General features: G+C 61.9%; 12 protein-coding genes and 6 pseudogenes. 8 read left to right on the top strand and 10 right to left on the bottom strand.

All coding sequences use genetic code 11. The annotated features are described in order from the left end of the window. Positions 1-312: 312 nt before the first annotated feature. From P6U27_RS07180 to P6U27_RS07165, 4 genes and pseudogenes are all read right to left on the bottom strand, one after another. Positions 313-1,374: a toprim domain-containing protein gene (locus P6U27_RS07180; protein ID WP_407193785.1), complete on the bottom strand. Its 1,062-nt coding sequence runs from the start codon at positions 1,372-1,374 to the stop codon at positions 313-315. Next, positions 1,374-5,672, bottom strand: a complete 4,299-nt coding sequence (locus tag P6U27_RS07175) for a strawberry notch-like NTP hydrolase domain-containing protein (RefSeq protein ID WP_407193784.1) — start codon at positions 5,670-5,672, stop codon at positions 1,374-1,376. The genes P6U27_RS07180 and P6U27_RS07175 overlap by 1 nt, the downstream gene beginning before the upstream one ends. 187 nt (positions 5,673-5,859) lie before the next feature. Further along, positions 5,860-7,944: pseudogene (locus P6U27_RS07170) on the bottom strand (ParB/RepB/Spo0J family partition protein); the annotation flags it as partial. A 103-nt stretch (positions 7,945-8,047) separates the two neighbouring features. Further along, on the bottom strand, positions 8,048-9,010 hold the full coding sequence (locus P6U27_RS07165; protein ID WP_407193783.1) for an ArdC family protein: 963 nt from the start codon (positions 9,008-9,010) through the stop codon (positions 8,048-8,050). 1,400 nt (positions 9,011-10,410) lie between these two features. Between P6U27_RS07165 and P6U27_RS07160 the strand changes: the two genes are divergently transcribed. After that, complete coding sequence (locus P6U27_RS07160) at positions 10,411-10,674, top strand: hypothetical protein (protein ID WP_407193782.1); 264 nt, start codon at positions 10,411-10,413, stop codon at positions 10,672-10,674. A 31-nt stretch (positions 10,675-10,705) separates the two neighbouring features. On the opposite strand, the gene P6U27_RS07155 is transcribed toward P6U27_RS07160, so the two are convergent. Further along, positions 10,706-10,894, bottom strand: a complete 189-nt coding sequence (locus P6U27_RS07155; RefSeq protein ID WP_407193781.1) for a DUF3606 domain-containing protein — start codon at positions 10,892-10,894, stop codon at positions 10,706-10,708. A gap of 104 nt (positions 10,895-10,998) precedes the next feature. Between P6U27_RS07155 and ligD (P6U27_RS07150) the strand changes: the two are divergent. Both ligD (P6U27_RS07150) and P6U27_RS07145 read left to right on the top strand, forming a co-directional pair. Beyond that, a pseudogene (gene ligD, locus P6U27_RS07150) lies at positions 10,999-11,905 on the top strand (non-homologous end-joining DNA ligase). 352 nt (positions 11,906-12,257) lie between these two features. Continuing rightward, a complete protein-coding gene (locus P6U27_RS07145) occupies positions 12,258-12,461 on the top strand; it encodes a hypothetical protein (protein WP_407193780.1) in 204 nt (67 codons plus the stop codon). A 93-nt stretch (positions 12,462-12,554) separates the two neighbouring features. Here P6U27_RS07145 and P6U27_RS07140 read toward each other — a convergent pair whose 3' ends face one another. Beyond that, positions 12,555-13,157 (bottom strand): cell envelope biogenesis protein TolA, encoded by a 603-nt coding sequence (locus P6U27_RS07140; protein WP_407193779.1) that lies wholly within the window; start codon positions 13,155-13,157, stop codon positions 12,555-12,557. Positions 13,158-13,300: 143 nt separating this feature from the next. Between P6U27_RS07140 and ligD (P6U27_RS07135) the strand changes: the two genes are divergently transcribed. Continuing rightward, positions 13,301-14,302: a non-homologous end-joining DNA ligase gene (gene ligD, locus P6U27_RS07135; protein ID WP_407193778.1), complete on the top strand. Its 1,002-nt coding sequence runs from the start codon at positions 13,301-13,303 to the stop codon at positions 14,300-14,302. On the opposite strand, the pseudogene P6U27_RS07130 reads toward ligD (P6U27_RS07135), so the two are convergent. The 3 pseudogenes from P6U27_RS07130 to P6U27_RS07120 form a co-directional block, all read right to left on the bottom strand. After that, positions 14,253-14,715, bottom strand: a pseudogene (locus tag P6U27_RS07130) (metallophosphoesterase family protein). The gene ligD (P6U27_RS07135) and the pseudogene P6U27_RS07130 overlap by 50 nt on opposite strands. Beyond that, positions 14,712-15,212, bottom strand: a pseudogene (locus P6U27_RS07125) (NUDIX domain-containing protein). The pseudogenes P6U27_RS07130 and P6U27_RS07125 overlap by 4 nt, the downstream one beginning before the upstream one ends. A gap of 278 nt (positions 15,213-15,490) precedes the next feature. After that, a pseudogene (locus tag P6U27_RS07120) lies at positions 15,491-16,422 on the bottom strand (Ku protein). Positions 16,423-16,563: 141 nt separating this feature from the next. Here P6U27_RS07120 and P6U27_RS07115 point away from each other — a divergent pair. The 4 genes and pseudogenes from P6U27_RS07115 (at position 16,564) to P6U27_RS07100 (ending at position 18,841) form a co-directional block, all read left to right on the top strand. Beyond that, positions 16,564-16,959, top strand: a complete 396-nt coding sequence (locus P6U27_RS07115; RefSeq protein WP_407193777.1) for a hypothetical protein — start codon at positions 16,564-16,566, stop codon at positions 16,957-16,959. 46 nt (positions 16,960-17,005) lie between these two features. Next, positions 17,006-17,455 carry a hypothetical protein gene (locus P6U27_RS07110; RefSeq protein ID WP_407193776.1) on the top strand — a complete coding sequence of 150 codons (450 nt, stop codon included), beginning with the start codon at positions 17,006-17,008 and terminating at the stop codon, positions 17,453-17,455. A 3-nt stretch (positions 17,456-17,458) separates the two neighbouring features. Beyond that, a pseudogene (locus P6U27_RS07105) lies at positions 17,459-18,182 on the top strand (SOS response-associated peptidase). Positions 18,183-18,580: 398 nt separating this feature from the next. Next, positions 18,581-18,841: a pyocin activator PrtN family protein gene (locus tag P6U27_RS07100; RefSeq protein ID WP_407193775.1), complete on the top strand. Its 261-nt coding sequence runs from the start codon at positions 18,581-18,583 to the stop codon at positions 18,839-18,841. 76 nt (positions 18,842-18,917) lie between these two features. Here the strand turns inward: P6U27_RS07100 and P6U27_RS07095 are convergent, their stop codons facing one another. After that, the gene (locus tag P6U27_RS07095; RefSeq protein ID WP_407193774.1) at positions 18,918-19,838 is read right to left on the bottom strand and encodes a hypothetical protein; all 921 of its coding nucleotides are present in this window, start codon (positions 19,836-19,838) and stop codon (positions 18,918-18,920) included. Between the last annotated feature and the right edge of the window lie 57 nt (positions 19,839-19,895).

Below are 19,895 nucleotides of genomic sequence, written 5' to 3'. Positions count from 1 at the left end.
GCGACCATCGCGGCCTTCGTGGCGATCACTCAGACGGCAGGCGGAACGGGCCAGAACCCGGAGCAGAGCGGAGGGCCGAAGCGCCGCGGAGGATGGCAAAGGCCGGCTATTTTGCTTCGCGATGCAAAGCGCGCCGCTCAGATGGCTCATGTTTCTTCTCATCGCGGGCGCGCGGCGGAAAATAGCCGGTCGCAGCCATTGCCGGCCCGAGCCGCTTGCCGTCCGATCGCCCTCTAGAAGGCCGTGGTCGAGTCCTCTTCCGGCAGTCGCCTTGCTATGACCGATCTGCCGACGCCGATCGAGACGTCGCGGCTATTCCGCGGCTACCGTCGGAGAATGCAGGAAGCGCGCGACGTCCTCTGGTACGAGTTGAAGCCGCAAGCGTACTCGGATGGCATCGATCCCGAAGAGGTGCAGATCTTCGTTGAAGTCCCCCAGCCGGGGCGACAGCGGGATCGCTTCAACGCCGACGGCTTCCGCTCGCTGCGTGAGAATCGCCTGTACGGCATCTCCGGCAGCATCGTCATCGCGGGCGATATAGAGCCGACGCAGGCCAGACGGCAGCAACATGGCTGCGAGGTGATTGGCCGAAAGCGCAGCCGCCATGGGCAAGGTCGGCAGTGCGTAACGCAGTGACAGCATGGTCTCGATCCCCTCGCCGGCAGCAAGTACGTCATCGACCACGCCGAAATGAACGGCGTTGCCCAGAAGGTCGCCCATTGCGCGTCGTGGTGTGTCGATCGGAGCCTTGCCGAGCCGCACGCGATCAAAGCCGTCTGGATCTAGCCAGGTGCGATGCACGCCGGTGATCCGCCCCTCGAGGTCCGTGACAGAGCCTATCATCGCCGGCCAGGTTTCGGTCGGCAAATGCTCGTCCGGCCGATAGTAGCAACGCGGGTGGAAGCGGAGGCTGCCACCATGGTGGATGCGGGCTATTCCGCGACGCTGCAAGTACGTTTCAGCCGCCGTCCCCTCGATCGGACTGGATATCGCAAAGAGCCGACGAGCGGCTTCCTGCGATCCGGCCGGCACTACTGGACGAATAGGTTTCTGAGCTGGTTGCTGTTCAGAACGCGGTAGCTTCAGAAAGCGCCTCGCCTCCTCAGCGACCTCGCGAAAGTCTCGCAAGGCCAGACATTCGCGGATGATGTCGAGGAGATCGCCATGTTCTCCGGTCGCGGCGTCGGTCCATTTCCCAGCGGGTCCCTTCGGCGTTTCCTGGAGCCGTACGAACAACGAGCGGCCCGGCGTGTTGTGGACGTCGCCGACCAGCCAGTACCGCCCCGCTCGCCTGCCATTGGAGAGATAGTGTCGGCACACCGCCTCGGCCTCGCGCGAGAGGCGGCGTGCCAGTTCGGAAGCATCGCGGGACATCAGGCGGCCTCCCGCTCGCCGATGCGCGCAACCGGATAGCTGTCGAGTACATTCGACAGGATCTCGACACCGCTCGCGTCCGTGGGCACGAACATGCGCAGCTTCCAGGAGATGATCTCCCCAAAGAGGCCGTAAGCACGGAGGCGATCGCGCATCGTGTCTTTGAATCCCGACAGCTCGATGCGATACGCGCCCATCACCCGGACGCGGCGAAGCTGGAGCCCCTCCGCAAGATCGAGGACGGTCCGTCCCTCCATCAGCGCGGCAAAAGCAGCGTCCGGCGTCAGCGTGGGCGCGTCCGTTGCAAGGACGCTTTCGACCCACGCCGCGGAGACCTTGCGTCCGATGATGCGTTCGCCCGCATCGGTCTGGAGCCGATAGACGCGGGTTGATTCGTTCGGCAGCCGCTTCCAGATCGGGAGCAGCAAGCCCGCCACGACGTGGATCGTGATTTCCGTGAACTCGGGCACCTCCGCAAGTTCCGCCAGCCAGGCCGAGGCAAAGCGTTCACGATCCGCTTCGTCCCAATGGCTTTCTGCCATTATGCTTAGGGCGACCCGATGCTGCTCCATCGGCCGGATCAGACGAACGCGCCGCTCGATCTCGCCATCATCGAGCATGACGCTCGCCGCAGGGACCTGCACGGCGGCTCGTCCCGAGCGCTCATTGACGAGCAGGACGGCCTGACGATCGGAAAGACGTGCAAGAGCGTCATCCAGACTCACCGGATGATTGCGCTGCCGCTGGGCGACCGTGAGCAGCCGGGTCTCGGCGCCGGTGCCAGGATGGTCATAGATCGTCCGCCGGTCGGCGACGACGAAGCTTTCAGCGCGGAGCGTTTCCAGGCCGACGTCGTAGGTACCCGACGCGACCGCGCCCTCGATCCGAGCGGTCAACAGCTGCTCGAAGGCGGTGAACAGCACATTCTGTAGATCGATAGTGAGTGCCAACAATCTGTTGAGGAAGGTGGTGATCGGCGGCAGGTCATCCCTCAGCCCATTGGCATCCATGAGCTTCAGGCCGGTCGCATCCTCGAACCGTTCGAGCGAACAGCCATCGACTTTGCCTCGCACAAGCAGCGTATAGAGCTGACGCAGCGCGTCACGCCCGTACTGGCTTTCGAGATTGTCCTCGGGCCGGAACAGGCCCTGCCCTCCTGTCTGGCGCTGGCCGCGCGTAATGGCCCCTAACGTGTCGAGCCGTCGGGCAATGGTGCTGAGAAAGCGCTTTTCGGCTTTCACGTCGGTCGCAATGGGACGGAACAGCGGCGGCTGTGCCTGATTGGTCCGGTTCGTGCGATCGAGCCCCTGGATCGCGGCGTCGGCCTTCCAGCCGGGCTCGAGCAAATAATGGACCCGCAAGCGGCGATTCCGGGCCGAGAGCTCGGCATGGTAGCTCCTCCCCGTGCCGCCTGCGTCGGAGAACACGAGGATACGCTTGAGGTCGTCCATGAAGGCCGATGTCTCAGCGAGATTGGCCGAACCGGCTCGGTTTTCGACCACCAACCGATCGCCCTTACGAATGATGCGGCGCGAGCGGCCGGTCACTTCGGCGACGATGTCGGTGCCGAATTGCTGCACGATTTGATCCAGCGCGCCGGGGACCGGAGGCAGCGAGGCGAGTTTCTCGATGAGGCGGCCGCGTCGTGCGACGGCTTCCCGGCTCTCGACCGGCTGGCCATCGCGATAGACAGGCCGAGAGCAGAGGTTGCCCTCAGAGTCAGCGAATGGTTCGTAGAGCTGGACCGGGAAGGAATGGGCGAGATAGTCGAGCACATACTCGCGCGGGGTGATGTCGACCTGAACGTCGCGCCAGTCTTCGGTCGGGATCTCGGCGAGCCGGCGCTCCATCAGCGCTTCGCCCGTTGAAACAATCTGGATGACAGCGGCGTGGCCGGCGGCGAGATCGCGGTCGATCGACCGGATGAGCGACGGCGTCTTCATCGAGGTCAGGAGGTGGCCAAAGAAGCGCTGTTTGGCGCTTTCAAAGGCGGATCGGGCCGCGGATTTCGCCTGCCCGTTCAGCGTTCCGGTTTCGCCGGTGATGTTGGCGGCCCGCATCGCCGCGTCGAGGTTGTTATGGATGATGCTGAACGCATCTGCATAGGCGTCGTAGATGAGAACCTGCTCCGGCGTAAGCTGATGCTCGACGAGGTCGTATTCGACGCCTTCATAGGAAAGCGAGCGGGCCGCGTAGAGGCCGAGCGCCTTCAGTTCACGCGCGAGCACCTCCATGGCCGCGACTCCACCCTCCTCGATCGCTTCGACGAATTCGGCGCGTGTGGCGAACGGGAAGTCGGAGCCGCCCCAAAGACCGAGGCGTTGGGCATAAGCGAGGTTGTGGACCGTGGTTGCGCCCGTCGCCGATACATAAACGACGCGAGCATTCGGCAGCGCGTGCTGGAGCCTCAAGCCCGCGCGCCCCTGCTGAGAGGCCGCCTGGTCGCCGCGCTCGCCCTTGCCCCCGACCGCATTCTGCATGGCGTGGCTCTCGTCGAAGACGATCACTCCGTCGAAATCGGCGCCCAACCATTCAACGATCTGTCTGACACGCGAAAGCTTTTCGCCACGCTCGTCGGTCCGTAGCGTAGCGTAGGTGGTAAATAGGACGCCTTCCGAGAGCCGGATCGGGGTACCCTGGCGAAACCGCGAAAGCGGCGTAACAAGCAATCGCTCCATGCCCAGCGCGGACCAGTCGCGCTGCGCATCTTCAATCAGCTTGTCGGACTTGCTGATCCAGACCGCACGACGACGGCCCTTGAGCCAGTTGTCGAGCAGGATCCCCGCGACCTGCCGCCCCTTGCCCGCCCCGGTGCCATCGCCCAAAAACCAGCCGCGGCGAAAGCGGACGGCATTTTCCGCGTCATCGCGCGCGGCGGCCACAACATCAAAGGTCGCGTCGACCGTCCAGGAGCCCGCGAGAAACTCAGAATGCGCCTCACCGGCATAGATGATGCTCTTGAGCTGGGCGTCGGACAGAACTCCGTCCACTATGACATTGGCAGGCAGATGCGGACGATAGGTTGGCTTCGGTGGCGCAACGGAGGCCATCGCCGCCGACTGCACGAGCTTGGTCGGATGTGCGCACGATCCGGGAATGCAGATCGACTGTAGTCCGTATTCCTCGTAAAGCGCATCGGTCAGCCGGGCGCCTTCGGGCGGAGACCATTCGACCGTCTCGTAGATCAGTTCTGCGCCTAGTGGCACGGCGTCTCTCGAAGAAGACGATGAGCCTAATGCAACCGCGCCGAGCGATCGCGACATAGCCGGCCGCTCGATGGCGACGATCTCCGGTGGCATGACGACGGGCAGCCTTGGAGGCACATGCTGGTTCACCCAGCCAAGCAAGGTAGCGACGTCGGCCGCCATGCCCGGCGAGGCAGGAAAAGCCGTCGGATCGGCAGCTGACAGCTTGTCGATCACAAGCAGCCGTGTGTCGATTTGTGTTCCGTGCTTCGCGTAGAAGGCGCCGTCGATCGCCGCAGAAAACACCAGCCGACCGTGTTCCTGGAGCCTCACAAAACTATCTCGCCATGCCGGGTTTTCCGGCGTGAAGCTCGCGCCAGCCAGGGCGACGAGACGTCCACCGTTGCAAAGACGCGCGAGCGCCGAAGCGATGTGTCGGAGGGCCGCATCCGCCATCCGCCGATCGACATTCGCCAGCGCGGAGAACGGCAGGTTCATCAAAACAACGCTCGGTGCGACACTCGCATCGAGGTGGTCATTGATCTGAGCAGCATCGAACCGCGTGACCTTAACGCCCGCGAATAGATGATCGAGCATCTCCGCACGGGCCTTGGCCAACTCGTTCAGCACCAAGGTGCCGCCGGCGAGCTCGGCAAATACGGCGAGCAGGCCAATCCCTCCGGATGGCTCCAGAACGCGATCGGCCGGCGTAATGCCGGCTGCGGCGGATGCCGCCAGCCCTAGCGGGATCAGCGTCGAGAATTGCCGAAGCGCCTGGCTGTCCTCGGAACGCCGCGTGTGGGTCGGCAGACAGCTCGCGATCTTCGCGAGCATCGGCAGCATTGCTGCCGTCGAGCCAGCCTTGGCCCACATGGCCGGGCCGAACTTGCGAAGGAACAGAACGGTTGCGGCCTCGCAGACGTCATAGGCGATTTTCCAGTTCCAGACCCCGGCCGCGTCGGAGGCGCCGAAAGCAGCCTCCATGGCGCTACGCAGAACAGTGGCATCGATGCGCCGGCCGCGTTCGAGCTCGGTCAGAAGCTGTCGCGCGGCCCTGACGGCGGCGGAGGTGAGACTTGCAGCGGCACGCATCGAGAGCAGAGATTCGGTCATGGCAGGATTCTTTCGGAGAGCAGGAATGGGGCGAGCCACCAGGCGCTCTCCTCTGACCCCGACGGCTCAAACCCTTCCCGGCCCGGCTCTCCCTCTCAAGCCTCGCCCATAAGAATGGGGACCAGCGCTGCGCACTGGTCCCCAAGCAACCGCGAGACGGCCGGAGCCGTCCCGCTCTGTGATTTCGCTCAGCCGCGGCAAGGCCCTGCGGATCTTCTGGTCGCCATTCTCCGGATCCGCATCGTCGGCGAGGAATTCGGGCAGCCTGTTTCGCCCTCCTGCCCCAGTGGCGCCGCATCGGGATCGGGATCGACGAGACGCAGCGGCTCCGGAGCCAGCCCGAGCCATCCAGTAGAGGCTCGGCCTCCTTTGCCATCTCAGCCTTCTTCAGATGGTCGATCAGTTGGGCCGACGACTCGCCCTTGACTTCCCGCACCGCTTCCAGAATTCGCGGTTTGGTGACCCGGCCGAGATAGTTGTCGACGGTCAAGTCCGACCGCGCGCGCCAGCACATCAGCCTGGTCGAGACGCGCGCGGACGCCGTGAGCGGAGACACGGCCCTGATTGTAGCGGTTCGCCGGTTCACAGACGGCGTTGACCGCAAATGACGCACAGTGGGCGAACAGGGATGCTTGTGCGCCGCCGTCGAGAGCTGTGAGCGCATCCCAAAGATCGTTCTCGCTCTTCGGCAACCGAGCCTTCCAGGCCTCATGTCGCGCCTCGACAGCCTTGGCCGAGACGCTTTCCCTCAGTCCGGGAGCGTGAGCAGGAAAGTTCGGCGTGCGAAGCCGATTTCGAGACAGCTCCCGGACGACGCGAACCGGTAAAAGGCCGTCAGCACGACATTATGCAGCACCGCATGGAACGCCACTGCTGGATTTTCTGCCAGCGCATCCCGCAATGCCAGCGTACGATGCGTTGTCAGCTCGGTGATGAGCCGATCCGGCAGAGGTTTGGCCGCGTCCTCATCATCTTCTTCGGCATCAGGAGCGCTACCCCCGACCGCGATGACCGCGCTGGACAGACGGGCCCACTTCTGGACCTTCGGTCGACGACGCATCGGCGCCCTGCCCGACATCACGATCACTTGCCGGCACCTCGTCCTCCGGCCGGACATAACCCCGGTCCACGGCGAGGCGTCCTTCGGAGTTGATGCTGATGAAGACACCAGCTCGGGCGATCTCGGTCGGTTCGTAGAACATCGGCCGGTCTTCGAATGCCGCCAGTGCCGCCTCGATTTCGCCGGGACGCTGATCGACCTCTTCGGGCAATTCGTCGGCATCATGGTCGTCGGTTTCCAGCTTGACCTGCTCGGCGTTCAGTGCATCGATGGTGGCCTGCTCCTCAGGCGAGAGATTGACAGGCTTGCCTTCGATCTTCCGTAGGCCTTGAGTGTGACCGTAGGAGAAGTCTACGGGGACCGATATCCACTTCCAGCCTTCGGCGGCAATCGTCTCAGCCTCGGCCTTGAGCTTTTCGGTTAGGAGGCGGTCGAGCAGGACGACGTCCTGAAGCCAGCCGCCGTCGTCGTGCTCGAACAGATCCCGCAGAACGCCGCCACCCGCGTGCTGATAGGCATCAAGGCCCACAAATTGGGCGCGGCGATCGGACCCGCGTACGGTGTTCTCGGTGAGCAAGCGCCGGATCTGGTAAGGCTCGTCATAGCCGGAACGGCTGACATTCTGCCAGATTTGCTCCTGGCGGGCGTGATCGGCAGTGACCGAGAACGCCATGAGCTGCTCGAGCGTCATGCCGTCTTCGGCATAGACGTCGTGCAGCTTTGGAGAGACCGAGGCCAGGCGCAGGCGCTGCTTGACGATTGCAGGGTTCACGAAATGGCGCGCGGCAATGTCTTCCTCGCTCATGCCGAGATCGCGCAGTGTCTGGAAGGCCCGAAACTGATCAAGCGGATGCAGGCCCCCCGCTCATCGTTCTTCGCCACCGAATCGTCCGCGGCGATACCCGCTTCACGCACAACGCACGGCACCGCCTGCGTCTTTGACATGCGTTTTTGTTTCATCAGGAGCTCGAGAGCGCGATAGCGCCTGCCGCCCGCTGGCACCTCGAACATGCCGGTCTCGCTGCCAACTGCATCAACAACGGCCCGGACACTCAGACTTTGCAGAAGCGTACGCTGCGCGATGCTCTCGGCTAGCTGCTCGATCGAAACACCGGCCTTGACGCGGCGAACGTTCGACTGGCTGAGCACGAGTTTGCTGAAGCGAATGTCCCGGGAAGGCGACAGCGTGATCTTTTGGAGGGCTTTCGTCATCTTGGCTCTCCACGACGGGCGGCCGTGAGTCTCTCTCTCGGCTTCCAACCCGTCGCGAACAGCCTCCCGTCCTCTCACTCTCGCGCAGCCACCAGGCCAAGCATCACGCCGTCTCGTGATCGGCGACAACCGAATCCAGCGACGGAAGCTCAATGGACCCGGGAACGAAGCCGAGCAAATAGTCCACGGCCTTGCTCGCCTGTGAGGCGGCCCGCACGATGGCCCGACTGTCTTCGCGCAGGACTTCAAGCCAGGAGCCGATATAGTCGGCATGGCGCACCGTCGGGACGATCCCGAGCGACGCGCAGCTGAATGCGGAACTCAACTCGGCGACCAGTTCTTCAAAGGCATATTTCTTCGTACCGTAGGATCCGCTCTGGTCGCGATTGAGGCGCGAGGGATGCCCGGTCGCATGACCGAGTTCATGCAACGCGGTACGGTGCCAGTTGATCGGTTCGAAATAGGCCTGCGGCGGCGGGACCTGAACATAGTCTTCGGCTGTTGCGTAGAATGCGCGATCTCCACCAATGCGAAATGGAATTCCGCTGGCCTTGATCAGGGCGTCAACCGTGGGGTCAATCAGGCCAGCCGGCGGTGGCGGCGCAGCGGTTGCGATGGCGTCGGGCAGTTCCTCGCACTGTTCGACGTTGAAAACGGTAAATCGTTTGAGGAATGGAATTGCCTGCGCGTCTTCGCCGGTCTCGGCCGCCCGGCGCTTTCCGTCATTCGGCACGAAACGATCAGCGTACACCACTGTGGTGCCGCGCTCTCCCTTGCGAACGTGGCCGCCGAGCGAGAGCGCCTGACGAAAGGTGAGCCAACTTTGACCGGCAAATCCGCGTTCGATCACGGCTCCCCAGAGGATGAGGATGTTAACGCCACTGTGTTGCCGGTTGGTCGACGCGTTTTTCGGCATGGCCAGCGGCGCTTTCGCCGCGGCCGTACCCCAGGGCTGAACCCAGGGGACGCGTCCGGCCTCAAGCTCGGCAATGATCTTGTCGGTGATTTCGTTATAGAGGTTTGCCCGGTCCTGGCCGACGCGCGCGCAAGCAGTAGGGTTCGACATCGCGGGTCTCCGCGACGGGCGCCACGAGCCTCTCTCGCAGCTTGTAACCCGTCACGGAAAAACCCAGCCTGCACTCTTACTCTCAGCTTCTAGCGCAATCTGCCTTAGGCCGCAGGCCCGATCAGGCGTGCGCCCAAGGGCGCATCGCCTCATCGGAAAATGGCACCCGGAGAGCGTGAGCATAGCGACCCGAAGGGGCACGCGGGTCCGAGCGCAGCGACGAGACCGGTTCAATAGCGGCACCCGGGAACGGGGCAGTGATAGCGATCGCCGCAGGCGAGCCCCTTTCCCGAGTGCCCCCGGCGAGGAGCACCAAAGCTCTAGCGCGAGGGATCGAAGCCGCAAGGCCGAGACGCTGCGCGGCTCGGTTCACGAGAGCCCGGTGTCGCCTTGGCCGCACGCGCCAAAACCTAGCGAACGTGATGCAGGCAATGATACGAGAACCGCCCGGCATTTTCACAGGGGTCTCACAATTGTGGAAGAGAGGTCTGTGGGCGGAGCGAAAGCGAAGACCACTCGCGGACGCGGCGAAAGAGGCACCCGCAGGAGGGTCAGCATAGCGCCGACGCGTAGCGGCGGGACCCGGGACCGAGTGCAGCCGCGAGACCGTTTAAGAGGCACCCGACCCGAAGGGCAGTGATAGCGACGCCAGCATGCAATGACGGCGGGACCCGAGAGCGAGTGCCTCCGGCGAGCTACTCAATGCGGCTTCACGTCTCCTTGGTATCAATTTTGCTTTTGTGATATCGTCTAACTCGTGCGCATGTCGATGCACGGCGTGGGCATGTTCACTGAGAGTCAATTCTTACAGAGGACGACATGGCCAAGAAAGCGAAGAAGGCAAAGAAGACCGCGAAGGCAGCTACCAAGAAGGCGGCAAAGAAGACTTCAAAGAAAAAGAAGTAGTCGTATCGGCTACTGATATATTGCCGCCTCCGGGTCGAGACCCGGATGAAAAGCGAGACCTCCCAAAGGATATGAAGCGTCCTTTGCAGCCGTTTGGTATCGCGGCACGCTAAGATAAGGCCGGACCTTTGTGCAGGTGGCTGCTGCATAAAGGTCCGGTTTTTCATTTCTGCCCCGCGAGGGCGTGATCTGCTCGAGCGCGAGGGATCGAAGCCGCAAGGCCGAGACGCTGCGCGGCTCGGTTCACGAGAGCCCGATGCGGCGACAGCCGCACGCGCAAAACGGACAAGGAGCAACCACCTGAGCTCGGACGTCTGAAGTATCGGAAAAACGGTTTCTTCAGTTCGTTCTTGCCCACCCTAGCACCTGGCCGGGCAGAAAATTTAGCCTTTGAAAAATCACGAGATCCCACGATCCGGAATCCCAGTCGTGTGTTAGCGATGGGGAACGTCTTCGGGACTAAACGATTCGTCTCAGCGTGGGAGAACCTTTCAATGCTGATGACCAAGCAGAGACGGCCGGCGATCCGCACCCTGCGCGGTTGGGCGATCAACGTGCTGAACGAAGCGGGCGCCATCCGCGAGTGCGAGGAGCACGGTTGGGTGCAGGACCGCGCCGATCCCCATGCACGGGAGCGGGCCTTCGATATCGCCCGTCGAGATCCGCCAGCAGACGTATCCCGTCAAGCGGCGGAGGCCGCGGTTCGTGACGTGCTGGACTCGATCGGTGATACCTGCCCTGAATGCCCCTCTGACTAGCCACCCTCGGACGCCAGCCCGTCTCTCCGACTCAGCGGCCCAGCCGTTTCTCCACGCGCTTGCGCGTGTTGCCGACCTTTTTGACGGCCTTTTTCACCGCCGGCGCCGACTTTCCTGTCTTCTTCGCCTCGTACTGCACCTCGTAGTCCTGCCCGCCGGCCACCCGCGCCCGGTCCTGCTTTCGTCCGCGCGCCGTTTTGCTCTTCTTCGCTCCCGCCATCGGTGCCTCCTGTTGTGACATGGAAGCAACGCGACAGGGATTCGCAGGTTCCGGAACGATTCGAACTGTACCAATTTGAATCGGCTGTAGCGTGGAGTTCTTCAGTGGCGTTTCAGCGCAAAAAGCCGGCGGCTATCGGCGTCAAGGCGCCTCTCCCCGGCTTCATCGAACCGGCCCTGGCCACCTCGACCGAGAAGGTGCCGTCCGGAGAGCGCTGGATTCACGAAATCAAGTTCGACTGCTACCGCGTTTAGGTCCATCTGGCCAACGAGACGGCGAAGATCTTCACCCGGCGTGGCCACGATTGGACGCATCGCTTCAAGAAGGTCGCTCATGACGCATGGCGGATCAAGGCGAGCTCGGCGGTGGTGGACGGCGAGATCGTGGTACCGGCCGCCGACGGCACGACCGACTTCTCGGTCCTGCAGAACGAGCTCAAGGGCAAATCGAAGAGCATCGTACTTGTGGCGTTCGATCTGCTCTATCTGAACGGCCGAGATATCCGGAAGCTATCGCTCTTCCAGCGCAAGGCCGAACTCAAGAAGATCCTAGGCGGCACCGACATCCAGTTCAGCGAAAGCTTCGAGATCGAGGGCCGCGAGATGTACGCCCACGCCAGCAAGCTCGGCCTCAAAGGCGTCGGGCAGCCCATATCCAAAGGGACGCACGAATGACTGGGTCAAGAAGACCTGCGTGCAGCGTGAAACGCTCACCATTGCGGGTTTCGCACTCGATGGGACGAAGTGGGACGGGCTCTACGTCGGCCGCCGGAAGGGCGACGATCTAATATACGCCGGGAAGGTGGACCATGGGTTCGACAAGGCATCCGCCGCCGACCTTCAGAAGCGTCTGAAGCCGCTGATCCGCAAGACCCAGCCTTATGCCAAGCGCATCGCTCACAAGGGCATCTGGGTCGAACCCAAGCTTCTGGCCGAGATAGAGTACCGTGCAAAATCAGCTGAGGGGAAAGTCCGCCATCCCTTCTTCAGGGGACTTCGGGAGGATCTGTAATGGATGCCTTTGACCGCTTCTGGCAGTGGGCGGAAAAGCCGCTCGATAGTCCGCTGAGATCCCTGCGGAGCTCCATCGAGCGGTGATGGAGCTGTCTCCGGAGGACAGACGGGACCGCGCGAGGTCAATGAATCCGCAGCGCGGGCGGTTTCCGGCCGATAGGTTACAAGCGATTGCTCAGTCTAAGCACGCCCGCTCGAGACCGAGCATTCAACATTGATCGGCTCGAATCGTACAGTGTCCGAATTCGCGAAACGGAGTATGATCTGGCCATCACTGGCAAAGGCACTCTGCCCGCGGGCACCGGTGGCTGAGAGACCAATCGCGCTCCCGCCTGCAGCAGGAGCCACCAATGTCTCATGATTCCGAACGTGTCAGCCTTGCCCGTCGCCATGTTGCCAAAGGACGTCAGATCGTCGAAAGGCAGCGACGGATGGTCAGCAAGGCTGGTGCAAACACGGCAGAAGCTCTGAAGCTCCTGGCTCTCTTCGAAGCAACGCAGAACATCTTCGAGGATGATCTGGAGCGCATCTTGCGGGAAGAACGCAACGGCTAAGACTGGAGACCTTGCAGTTTAGATTGGCGATTTCCGATCTCAGCGGCAAATCATGCGTTGATGCTGAGACTCGAGATGGTCACACTTCGAGACCTAACCTCGCGCCCGTCGTAACGCTTCTTCCAACCGGGCCTTCTCCTTTTCCCAACGCGCTTCCTCGTCCCGCGCGCTTTCCTCGAGAACTTCGAGCTGTTGTTGAATGTCAGCGGCCTTTTCTTCGTGCTTGCGACGGGCCGTGTCCAAGGCACCTTGCGCCTTGTCGACGGCGTGCTGCCGTCGCTCGCGCTCCTTCTGCCGGGCGGCCTCCTCCTTGGCGCGTTCGCGCTCCCGTCGCTTCTGCTCCTTCTCGAAAGCAAGTGCGGCCTTCCGGTCGGCCGCATCGTCATTGGCCCGCTTGGAAGGCCTCCGCGGTTGACGACGCTCTGTCTTGTTTGAACTGCCGCCCGCAAGGTCGGTCGGTAGCTCGGCATTCTCCCTGAACGGCCCGTTGGATCCGACGGGTCTCTTCAGAACCACGCCCGGCGCAGCCATGGTCGCCTTGATGACGTCCGGATCATCGCTTTCCTTTGCCGCGCCCTGGTGGAAGAGATTGCTGTCGGCGCCCCAGGCTTCGAGGGCCGCTTTCATGGAGGGAGCGGCGATTGCGACATCGAAGAAGCCCAGCGAAGTCTGGTAGGTCTTGAGTTTTCTGGCCATCGGTCTGATCCGCGCTCGCCCGGTCGATCCTCAACGTCTCGCACGCCACGATGCCTGCGGAACACGACGTGGTCCCGAAGCGTTCCCCAATCCTTGAAGGACGTCCATGCATTTCGCAACGTGCTCTTAAGGATTCGCCTCGAATGAGCCGGACGTCGACCCTGCCCAAGCGCCTGCAGCCGATGCTCGCTACGCTCACCGACGCGCCGTTCGACGACCCCGACTGGGTTTTCGAGGATAAGTACGATGGCTTCCGGATGGTCGCGGAAATCCGCCGGGGCAAGGTTTCGCTCTACAGCCGCAACGGCAAGATCGTCAGCAGCAGCTATATTGAGGTCGCGAATGCGCTGGAGGGCGTGAAGGGCGACGCCGTGATCGACGGTGAGCTTGTCGCGATCGGTAAGGATGGCGTCTCACATTTCCAGTTGCTCCAAAACGCGCTGCGCCATGAGGCGAAGCTGCTGTACTGCGCCTTCGATCTCATGTTTGAGAACGCAGCGGACTTGCGCAACCAGCCCCTCCTCGAGCGGAAGAAGCGGTTGAAGGCAATACTGCCGCGCGACAAGTTGATCGCCTTTAGCGCTCACCGTAAAGGGAACGGCACGAAATTCTTCGACAGCGCGTATGCGTCCGGAAGCCGGACTTCGGATTGGCTGAAGATCAAGCCGGCGAAGCGACAGGAGGTAGTTATCGCCGGCTTCACGGCACCCAGGCGCACAAGGCCGTTCTTCGGCGCCCTGGTCCTCGCCGTGCGGGAAGACGACGCATGGCGCTATATCGGACATGTTGGCACTGGCTTCAGCCACAAGGTCCTGGAAGACCTCCACACCAAGCTCATGAAGCTGACGACCCCGAAATCACCCTTCCCTGCCAAAGTGAAGGACGAGGCTGCCACGACCTGGGTCAAGCCCTCGTTGGTTGCCGAGGTCAAATTTGCGGAGTGGACGAGCAAGGGCGAACTGCGCCAGCCCGTCTACCTCGGGCTCATTCGTGCGCGAGCGAGAACGTCCGCGCAAATAGCGCTTCCCTCCGGCCGTAACCCGGCAAACGGAGGGATTGACGCACTCGCCTCCTCCAGCCCTCCGCGGCGGGCACTCAGTCGTCTTCAAGGTCGTGGATTTCCGGACGCGTGCCGTCAGGCGTGAGTTCGAGCGTCGCTAGCGTGATCGGCAGCTTGAAACGACGAGGTCCCGCGCTGCCGGGATTCAGGTAGAGAATGCCATCGACCGTGTCGATCTTCGGCACGAGGGAATGCCCGGAGACGATGACGTCGATGCCGGCGCCGGGATCAACCTTCAGCGTCTTCAGGTCGTGCAGAACGTAGATCGACTTGCCCGCCAGACGTACGAGTTTAGTGTCGGGGTAGTCGCGAGCCCACTCGCCACTGTCTACGTTTCCACGAATGGCCGTGACGGGCGCGATCCCGCGAAGCGCGTCGACGATCTCGGGCCGCGATGTCGCCGGCATGGATGATGTGATCGACGCCAGCCAGGCCTCGTTCCGCCTTGGGCCTCAACACGCCGTGCGTGTCCGAAATGATTCCAATCCTGAAGATCATTTCCCGGCGCTCCCAATCGCGATTGCCAAAAAACGATCGAGAAACTCTACCTGAGCGGACAACATCTTGGTCCGCGCTAACTCGATATCAAATCATTCCGCGCGGTCGACTTCGGGAAAGCTCTGCCGTCGACCGCTTCGAGGCGGCCATTCGAGATCGAAGGTATTGGTCAGCGCTGCCGGATCAAAGTGTCCCTCGCCGGCGAATGCGATGACGCGCTTGCCTCCTCGCTGTCGGACTTCCCCCAGCGCCTGAAGTGGACCAATCGAAGCGCTCGGGCCGAGTTCTTCGGCAAATTCGCGTTGAGCGACGTTCTCCGGAGCATCATCGGCATCGATTTCGCCCTTAGGAATGGACCAGGTGCCATCATCCTTGTTGCGCCAGAACGGACCGCCGGGATGAACGAGCAGGACCTCGAGCCCACGAGCGCCCTTGCGGTATGCGAGAATACCCGCACTCAAGGTCGATCTCCTGGAAGTCTTTTTCACCGCAGCCATATCGCTCCAACTTTGCAGAGCAATCGAGAGCCGGCGATCCGTCGTCCCGGACCGTGATCGCCGAGCGCCTGCTTAACCTCCTCCACGGTCCTATGCACCGTTACTTCGGCCTCGCGGTCGGCCGCCTTCCTGGCGGGCGCACCGACCCGTCGGGCCGCTAATAGACGGCCGACGAGATGATCTCGCGTGACCTCGTCGAGATGGGATTTGCCATTCGCCAGAGCCTGCCGCGGGCACGAAGTAGTGGCCGTCCGGCGTCACCGGATGCTTCACGACACCTAAGCCGACTTCCGCTGCGGCTTGGCCGCCGGCTTCTTCGCCGCGGCCTCTTTCGCCGGCTTCTTGCCTGCGATCGGCATCAGCATTTCCTTCTGCCCGGCGGCCGCCTTGCGCGGCTGCTTGGCTGTCTTCTTCGGCGCCTCTGCCGCGGCCGCCCCCTCTCGTCCGATGCTCTTGCGAAGCGCGTCCATCAGGTCCACGACGTTCTCACCTCGAGGACGGGCTTTCGCGGTGATGGGTTTGCCGGCGCGCTTTTGGTTGATGAGATCGATAAGGGCGGCTTCGTACTGGTCTTCGAACTTTTCCGGTTCGAAATGGCCCGCCTTCTGATTGACGATGTGTTTGGCGAGATCGAGCATGTCCTTGGTAACTTTGACATCCTGGATATCGTCGAAATACTCATCCGCAGGACGGACTTCGTAGGGGTATCGCAGCAGCGTCCCCATCAGTCCCTTATCGAGAGGTTCGAGCGCGATGATGTGCTCGCGATTGGTCAGCACCACACGGCCGATCGCGACCTTGTTCATCTCTCGGATGGTTTCCCGAATGACGGCGAAGGCATCGTGCCCGACTTTGCCGTCAGGACGCAGGTAATAGGGGCGAATGAGATATCGCGGATCGATTTCGCTGCGGTCGACGAACTCATCGATCTCGATGGTTCGCGTCGATTCCAGCGCGACGTTCTCAAGCTCCTCTTTGGTCACCTCGATGAAGGTATCGGTATCAACCTTGTAGCCCTTGACGATGTCCTCGTTGTCGACCTCCTCGCCGGTGTCGGCGTCGACCTTGGCGTACTTGATCCGATGGCGGTCTTTCGGTTCAGCTGGTTGAACGAGACCTTTTCGGATTCCGACGTGGCCGGATAGAGCGCTACCGGACAGGTGACGAGGGAAAGACGCAGGAAACCTTTCCAGTTGGCGCGGGGGGCCATGGGAACTCCGATACAGATACCGGATTCAAGACGAACGGCCCGGCTTGGTTCCGACATCGCGGCCCCATTCCAGAGGAGGATTTTTCTCAGCCGCGGCCTGATCGGACTCGACATTTGTTCTCGTTATGTTGTTATTGGGGTATGACCGACCGACCCGCGAGCTGGCGCATGCCGACCCCGAAACAGATGGAAAAATTGGCCGCTGAAGCCGACCGTAGACGAACGCCGTCCGCTGCGGGTCCAGATGCCCCGCTCCCGGCCGAATATTGGGCATCGGTCCTCAAAGACCCTCGCGCCGGCACGACCGTGGCCCAGGCCCGACAGCAACGTCTTTCGGAAATCAAGGGCCACGTGCTGCGCGTCTCCTGCCGCCGGTGCGAGCGGACCGTGGAAATCCAGACCGCCGATGCCGTCCGCTTGTATGGCGCCAACGCAGTCTGGAAGGACGTGGCGCAGCGGCTGCTCGACAACACCTGCCAGCAGCGCACCGGCAGACATGAAGAAGATGGGTGCTGGCCGGCGTTCGAGACGCCGTAGTCGCTCTAAATTTGCCGATCCGATCTCGTTGCGCCTGGATGTCCGGATGGCCCCAAAGTATCACCCTACGCCCCTGTCGGGCGGCGATCGCAAGGCTCTGGCGAAGGAGCTCGGCAAGGCACGCGCGATGGCAAACATCCTGGCAACCCAATCGGCGGAGATGCGGGCCAAAGGCGAGGCGATGATCCAGCAAGCCGACAGGCTGCTCTGCGAAAGCTGGAACGAGCGGATGTGGAGTGACGGCGAACCGATCGATCCGTCGCCGACCATCGATCAGGCCGTGAACGGAGGCTTCCCCTGGCTGGAGATCAGGTGCGCGCGCTGCAAGACGCCGAGCGACGTGGACCTCGCGGCGATGAAGCACCCTCCGACCACCTTCGTGCACGATCTCGCCAGCCGGCTGCGCTGCCGCAAATGCGCCAAGGCGGGCCGGCGTCCATCCGCGACTCTGCTACAGTTGACGTGGCAGCCGCGCCACCCTCCAACCAAATCCTGACCGATGTGCAATCTTTATTCGATCACGACCAACCAAGCTGCGATCAGCGCGCTGTTCCGCGTCGTCAACCGATACGTCGGCAACCTCGCGCCGATGCCCGGCGTGTTTCCCGACTACCAAGCACCGATCGTGCGGAACGGAGCCGAGGGCCGCGAGCTCGCTACGGCGCGATGGGGCATGCCATCGTCATCAAAGGCGCTGATGGACGCCACGAAAAAGCGAGCCGAAAAGCTGCAGGCCAAAGGAAAGGCAGTGGATTTCAAGGAATTGCTGAGGATGGAGCCGGACGGCGGCACGACAAACATCCGCAACGTGAAGAGCAAGCACTGGACGAGATGGCTTGAGCCTGAAAACCGCTGCGTAGTCCCGTTCAACTCCTTCAGCGAGTTCAACAAGGCCGAGGGTGGAGATATCTGGTTCGCGCTCGACAAAACCCGCCCCCTCGCCTGTTTCGCCGGCATCTGGACCAACTGGACGTCCGTCCGGAAGGTCAAGGAAGGCGAGACGACCAACGACCTCTTCGCGTTTCTCACGACTGAGGCCAACGCTGAGGTCGGCGCCATCCACCCAAAGGCGATGCCCGCGATCCTGACGACGCCGGACGAGGTCGAGACCTGCATGACGGCTCCTCCGGACGAGGCCCTGAAGCTGCAGCGGCCCCTTTCGGACGGATCGCTCAAAATCGTTGCTCCGCGTCAAGGAAGATCCGGCCGGACAGACAACGTGACCGACGAGGACGACTGCCAGGCGGGCCTCCGCCTCGCCAATGCAAGATCATCCACGTCGACATGGACGCCTTCTACGCATTCGTCGAGCAGCGCCTTATCCAAGCCAGTGCGGCTTCTGGGAGTGTCACTCTCTTCGCTACAAGGCGACTAATCAGAGTCCCGACTTGGTCGCCCGATCTAACGATAACAATAGACGAGCGCGGCTGGCCTCTGTCGCATCCAGGCATCGACACCGTTGCTCGCTAGGTGAGATCGACCCACCGCCTTCGCAAGACACCGCAACCAATCGCCTGATGTACGCCAAGGGCGCCAAAACCCGCATCGTCGCGCTCAAAGGATGAAGCCAAGGATGTCGCAGGTTAGACTGAAGAATACCTCCTGATCTCGGAGTGCTTGGATGAACACCGCCTTTCTTTTAATGGCGCAATATCACGGAAAGGCCGTCATCCCCATCGAACAGGTCTGTCGGGACTACTTCTCGCATCTGAGCCCCAACAAGTTGATCGCGAAGCTCAGCGTTGGCGAGATACCGATTCCCCTCGTTAGGATCGAAGCCAGCCAAAAATGTGCGAAAGGGAACTATCTTCTCGATCTTGCGAATTATCTCGATACGAGGATCGCGGCAGCAAAAAAGGAATTCGCCGCGATGACGAAATGACGTTCGGATAGTCGCCCCACTCGCCCTGTCATCGGCGCCCTACTGCAATATCCATGCCGTTCGAACGCGACAGTTTTCAGACCGGCATAGCGACCCGACCTGCCGGCTCGGCCTTTTGCCCCACCTCCGCGCCTTTGCCACGCGTGCGCGGCGCTTTCGGAGCGTGTTCGGCGAACAGGTCGAGCATGACACGGCCATTTTCGTAAATCTCATTGGCGAGCTTGTCATCGGTCATGAGCCCGTCGAAACACAGGGCGTAGGCGGCATAAGAGACGTCGATGACATCGTTGCGCATCCGCTCGGGGAGCCTGTCTTCGGCACCACCTTTGACGCGCCAGTGAAGCGCGTGCAGGAACGCACAGAGCGCGAATCGGAAGGTGAAGGTATGCGGCACATCATGCAGTTTGGGCTGGCTTCGAATATCGGGATGCATGAGGAAGAAGCTGTCCGCGAGTTTCAATGTGCCGCCGAGGATCTTGAGCACGATCGCGTGCGGAACGGGTTCATGACGACGGAGAATTCCGAGCTCGTCATCAGTAAACTCCTTGGTCGCGTCTTTGATATTGTCGGCAAAGCCGTTCATGTTTTCGAGCATGTCGGCCAACTGCTTTGATGCGCGCTCGCCGTTGCGGAGAATCGCGCCTTCAAATCTCTGATCCCCTGCCGCCGCGCGGGCTCGCTTGTCGCACCATTTGCGGAAGGATTTCGTGCCACGGCCACTAGTCATTCGCTTCTTGCGCCCCTTGTCCTTTCCCCTAAGCGCAGAGACGGCGGTGATGGACTTGACGATGTGAACCTGCTTGGGGAATTCAGCGAGAATCTCCGTCGACTTCAGGATATTTTTGAGAGCGTTGCCCTTCAACATCTCAAGATGGGCGTAGTCGGTCACGACAACGATGTGATTCTTTGACGCCGCAAGCCAAGCACGGAGTGGATGTTTCGCTCCGAGGTCTTTCGAGTCTTCCAACATGTTCTTGTCGACGACGATGCGCTTCATCGGAGGTATTCCTAATTGCCCAGCACTATCGCCAGCGCGTTCACTTAATAGCGGGCG

Source organism: Bradyrhizobium sp. STM 3566, from assembly GCF_045571445.1.
In the GTDB taxonomy this organism is placed as follows: domain Bacteria; phylum Pseudomonadota; class Alphaproteobacteria; order Rhizobiales; family Xanthobacteraceae; genus Bradyrhizobium; species Bradyrhizobium vignae.
The sequence above is the reverse complement of the archived record's forward strand: the minus strand, read 5'-3'. Positions and strand labels throughout refer to the sequence as shown.